This is a genomic window from Mesorhizobium sp. M7A.F.Ca.ET.027.02.1.1, assembly GCF_004022985.1.
In the GTDB taxonomy this organism is placed as follows: domain Bacteria; phylum Pseudomonadota; class Alphaproteobacteria; order Rhizobiales; family Rhizobiaceae; genus Mesorhizobium.
Genome location: NZ_RZOL01000743.1, coordinates 1 through 1,387, shown reverse-complemented (window position 1 = coordinate 1,387; position 1,387 = coordinate 1). Strand labels below are relative to the sequence as shown.

Sequence of the window (1,387 nt, the reverse complement as noted above, 5' to 3'; positions counted from 1 at the left end):
GCGCCAACGTGGCGGCCGGCCCCTTTCTCCCCGTCACTATACGGGGAGAAATGTCCGGCAGGACAATGAGGGGCAGCGCTAACTTTGCTGGCTACAGCTCGCCCTCATACGTCAGTTGCGCCTGCGTCAGCGCCCGATCCAGCCTTTCGCCCTCGGCATATCCAGCCAGATTCTGCGGCCGCTCCACACCGGGCAGCAGCCTCGGACACGGCTCGGCGGCGCCGACCACCATCCGCACCGGGATGACGCCGGCCCACACCGGATGCCCGTAATCCTCCTCGTCGTCGCCGACGCCCTTGGCGCGCACTTTGGCTGATGCCTCTTCGATGCGCATGCCGATCACCGTCGTCGCCTTGGCCTCCTGCACCGAGATCGGCCGCAGGGTCTCGCTCCGGCCGGGATAGAAGCGGTCGACGACTCCGGCCAGCGCCTTCAGTTTCTCATCAGGCTCGTCGATGATCCGCGCTGTGCCGAAACACATTGCCGAGCGGTAATTGGCGGAATGGTTGAAGCCCGAGCGCGCCAGCACCAGCCCGTCGAGATGCGACACCGTCAGACACGCCGGCGTGCCGCCGCGCAGATTGCGCAGCATGCGGCTGGCCGACGAGCCGTGCCAGTAGAGCATGTCGTCCTCGCGCCAGTGGATGGTCGGCGTGCAATAGGGCTGTCCGTCGAACGTATAGGCGACATGGCACAGCAGCCCGGCATCCAGCACCGCGAAGACTGCCGCATGGTCGTAGCTGCCGCGCTCGTGCAGGCGCTTGACGCGGTTGCGGCTGGTGGTCGGAAAGCTGGCTGGCGTGTCGTTCACGGCTTGCATCCTTGGTTGTTGTCTGCCAACCATGCGCCATGACATTGGTTGATAAAAGAACCAATCCGATGAAGAAAAAACAGACCAAGTTGCCGGATTGGTCGGCGCTGATCCCGGTCCTCCCGGGCGACGGCCCGCGCAGCCGCGAGCTTTATGCGGCGCTCAGGCGGCTGATCGAGACCGGCGCGCTGGCCGCCGGGGCCAAATTGCCGACCACCCGGGATCTCGCACAGCGCTTCGGCCTATCGCGTTCGGCGGCGGTTGCCTGTTTTGAAATGCTGGTCTCGGAAGGCTTCGCCGTCGCCAGGATCGGTGCCGGAACCTTCGTCGCGCCTGACGTGCCGCATCTGCCGACAACACTGGTCAAGCCACGGCCACCCGAGATCGATGCCGCCACCTCGCTGCCTTGCGGCCTTGGCGTGGCGGTGTCCGATCCGCGCACGCTTAATTTGTTTCGCATCCTTCTGTCGCGCCACCTCGCTCGCCCCGGGCCGGAGCATTTCCGCTATGGCGATCCGCGCGGCGGCCTGCCGCTGCGCACGGCAATTGCCACCTATCTCAGGACCGCACGCGGCG

At 66.0% G+C, this 1,387-nt stretch carries 2 protein-coding genes; one reads left to right on the top strand and one right to left on the bottom strand.

Going from position 1 to position 1,387, the window contains the following annotated elements; all coding sequences use genetic code 11:
* Window positions 1-91 precede the first annotated feature (91 nt).
* Entirely contained in the window at window positions 92-844 is a 753-nt protein-coding gene (locus tag EN749_RS35780; protein ID WP_189367975.1) for a pyridoxamine 5'-phosphate oxidase family protein, read from the bottom strand.
* A gap of 35 nt (window positions 845-879) precedes the next feature.
* Between EN749_RS35780 and EN749_RS35775 the strand changes: the two genes are divergently transcribed.
* Window positions 880-1,387, top strand: a 508-nt coding sequence (locus EN749_RS35775; RefSeq protein ID WP_128364930.1) for a GntR family transcriptional regulator, incomplete at its 3' end; no start/stop codon positions are given.

Bases quoted from the DNA above. Each gene is read 5' to 3' on its own strand.
- EN749_RS35780 (WP_189367975.1), bottom strand. From the start codon at position 844: ATGGTTGGCAGACAACAACCAAGGATGCAAGCCGTGAACGACACGCCA.